Origin of the sequence: Saccharopolyspora sp. (genome assembly GCF_017434145.1) — a bacterium.
In the GTDB taxonomy this organism is placed as follows: Bacteria; Actinomycetota; Actinomycetes; order Mycobacteriales; family Pseudonocardiaceae; genus Saccharopolyspora_C; species Saccharopolyspora_C galaxeae.
The window spans coordinates 1-3,341 of record NZ_JAFRFW010000292.1; the positions used below are offsets into that span (position 1 = coordinate 1).

Annotated in this window: 3 protein-coding genes; all 3 read left to right on the plus strand. The window is 69.8% G+C overall.

Going from position 1 to position 3,341, the window contains the following annotated elements; all coding sequences use genetic code 11:
- Positions 1–1,433 (plus strand): glycine cleavage T C-terminal barrel domain-containing protein (locus IJH84_RS08095; RefSeq protein ID WP_295142222.1); only part of this gene is annotated, 1,433 nt, incomplete at its 5' end.
- The gene (locus IJH84_RS08100; protein WP_295142225.1) at positions 1,411–2,022 is read left to right on the plus strand and encodes a sarcosine oxidase subunit gamma; all 612 of its coding nucleotides are present in this window, start codon (positions 1,411–1,413) and stop codon (positions 2,020–2,022) included. The genes IJH84_RS08095 and IJH84_RS08100, both read left to right, overlap by 23 nt.
- 236 nt (positions 2,023–2,258) lie before the next feature.
- Entirely contained in the window at positions 2,259–3,005 is a 747-nt protein-coding gene (locus tag IJH84_RS08105; protein WP_200072132.1) for an IclR family transcriptional regulator, read from the plus strand.
- The last annotated feature ends 336 nt before the right edge of the window (positions 3,006–3,341 follow it).

A 3,341-nucleotide genomic window follows, 5' to 3' on the forward strand; every position in this document is an offset into this window, starting at 1 on the left:
TCGCCGACGTCCGCCGCGCGGTCGAAGCCGGTCTGAGCTCGCCGGAGCACGAAAAGCGCTACACCACGATCGGCACCGGCAGCGATCAGGGCGCGACCTCCGGCATCGTCGCGCTCGGCGTGCTGGCGACCCTGCTCGGGATGGACTCGCCAGCGGCGCTGGGACCGACCGGTGCGCGGCCGCCGACGCGCCCGGTGCGGTTCGAGCTGATGGCCGGTAGGGACCGCGGCGAGCTGCACGATCCGGTGCGCACCACGCCGATGCACGCTTGGCATGTCCGCGCGGGCGCGGAGTTCGAGAACGTCGGCCAGTGGAAGCGTCCCTGGTACTACCCGCAGCCGGGCGAGGACAGGGAAACCGCGGTGCTGCGCGAATGCGCGGCCGCGCGCACCGGGGTGGCGATGATGGACGCCAGCACCCTCGGCAAGATCGAAGTGGTCGGCCCGGACGCGCCGGAATTCCTCAACCGCGTCTACACCAACGGTTTCGCGAAGCTCGCCGTGGGCAAGGCCCGCTACGGCATGATGTGCACCGCCGACGGCATGGTCTTCGACGACGGCGTCACGATGCGGCTGGCCGCGGACCGCTACCTGATGAGCACCACCACCGGCAACGCGGCCGCGGTGCTGGACTGGCTGGAGGAGTGGCTGCAGACCGAGTGGCCGCAGCTGGACGTGCGCTGCACCTCGGTGACCGAGCAGTGGGCCACGATCGCCGTAGCAGGCCCGGATTCCCGAGCGGTGCTGGCGCGCGTCGCACCGGAGCTGGACGTCTCGGCCGCCGGCTTCGGGTTCATGGAGGTCCGGGAAGCGTTGCTGCGCAACGGGATTCCGGCCCGGATCTGCCGGATCTCGTTCTCCGGCGAGCTGGCCTTCGAGATCAACGTCGAGTCCTGGTACGGCCAGGCGGCGTGGGACGCGGTCACCGAGGACGGCGCGGATCTCGGGATCACGCCCTACGGCACCGAGACGATGCACGTGCTGCGCGCGGAGAAGGGGTTCGTCATCGTCGGCCAGGACACCGACGGCACGGTCACCCCGCTGGACCTCGGCATGGACTGGGTCATCTCCAAGCGCAAGGACTGCATCGGCAAGCGCTCGTTCGCCCGGCCGGACACCGCGCGTTCCGATCGCAAGCAGCTGGTCGGACTGCTGCCGGTGGACTCCGACGCGTTGTTGCCGGAAGGCGCCCAGCTCATCGAACCGGGCACGCCGCTGACTCCGCCGGTGCCGATGCTGGGGCACGTGACCTCCAGCTACCGCAGCGCCGCGCTGGGGCGGACGTTCGCCCTGGCGCTGATCCGCGGCGGCCGCGGCCGGGTCGGCGAGGTGCTGCACGCCCCGCTCGGCGACACCGGCATTTCCGCCGAGGTCACCGAACCCGTCTTCTACGACCCGGAAGGAGCGCGCCGTGACGGTCATCAGCCCGGTTGAACCCGGCACCACCGGCCCGGCAGGCGTCGAACGGTTGCGCCGCAGCCCGCTCGCCGACCGCGCCGCCGAACTGGCCGCGGCCGCGGGGCCGCGCGGCACCCGGCTCGCCGAGGAACCGTTCCTGACCCAGGTGAACCTGCGGGCCGCGCCCGAACAGCTCGCGCGGCTGGGCAACGCGGCGGGAATCCCGTTGCCGCGCAAGGCGAACCGTGTGGGCGGCGACGTCCAGCGGGCGGCGCTGTGGCTCGGCCCGGACGAATGGCTGCTGATGGCGCCGGACGGCGAGGCCGCATCGCTGCGCGACGCGCTCGGTTCCGCCGGTGCCGCGTCGGTCGTCGACCTGTCCGCGAACCGCACCACGCTGCGGCTCAGCGGCGGGTCCGCCCGGGACGTGCTGGAGAAGGTGTGCTCGCTGGACCTGCACCCGCGCGCGTTCGCCGCGGGGCACTGCGCGCAGACCTTGCTCGGCCGCACCCAGGCCGTGCTCTGGCAGCTCGGACCGGAGCCGGACTACCGGATCCTGGTGCGGAATTCGTTCGCCGGCTACCTGGCCGATCTCCTGCTGGACGCGCTGCGCGGGCCTGCCTGATTAGGGCGCTGCGTTCAAGATCGTGGCGCCGAGCAACGGCTGCTGCCTGCGCGGCGTGTTCCCGGCCCGGTGACGGGGATCGGGGAGGTATCGTCCGCAGCGAAATCGCCCTTCGACACTGTTGCGCGATGCGGAACGCCGGGTATGGTCGCTAGGAAAACCACCAGCGACGGGATTCGGGTCCAACCGTGGTCAACGCTCCTCAACCGGCCGAACGCGAAAAGCCCGGCGCACTCGTGCAGTCCGTGGACCGGGCGGTGAGCGTGCTGGAACTGCTGGCCCGCAACGGCGAAGCGGGCATCACCGAAATCGCCGGGGAACTCGGCGTGCACAAATCCACCGCTTCCCGGCTGGTCAGCGTCCTGGTCTCGCGCGGGCTGGTGGAGCAGCTCGGCGAACGCGGCAAGTACATGATCGGGTTCGGTGTGGTGCGGCTGGCCGGGGCGGCCACCGACCGGCTGGACCTGCCCCGGCTGGGCGGCCCGTACTGCGAGTCGCTGGCCGCCGACCTCGGCGAGACCGTGAACATCGCGGTCCGCGACGAGGACGTCGCGATCAACATCAGCCAGGCCCGCGGCACCGCGTCGGTGACCGCGCACAACTGGGTCGGCCAGCGCACCCCGCTGCACGCCACTTCCAGCGGGAAGGTGCTGCTGGCGCACGCACCCGACGACGACCAGGAAGCGCTGCTGGCGGGGGAGCTGGCGCAGTACACCACGCGGACCGTCATCGACCCCGGGGAACTGCGCGACGGCTTCGACCTGATCGTGCGGGACGGGTACGCCACCAGCTACGAGGAGCTCGAGCTCGGGCTCAACGCCGCGGCGGTGGCGGTGCACCGGCACGACGGCGAGGTGGTGGCCGCGCTCAGCGCCTCCGGGCCGTCGTACCGGTTCTCCCGCAAGCGGATGCGCGAAGTGATCGGTGCGATGACGGTAGCGGCGAAAGAACTCTCCGCGCAGCTGGGATTCCTGGAAACCTGACTTTTTCAGAATGATTTGCGTGGCGGTGCCGGTAGCGGAACCTCAGCGGCTTCCTCGCTCCGGGATCGATTTCTGACGTATGCCCATACGCGGCGAAATCGCTGTCCTCGCGAGGAAGCCGCTGAGAACCCGCGGCGGTGCCGGTTGCTTGCATGGCCACTGCTCAGCGGCTACGCCGCTGACAAGACAAAGATCAAGAACCGTAGTGAAACGCCGATCAGTCGCGTTGCAGCATGTTATCTTTCGCCAATTGGCATGCGGCATAATTCGGTACTTGTAAAGGATTGCACGATTCTTCGGGACGGCGATGCTGAAACAGGATATTTATACTATAGA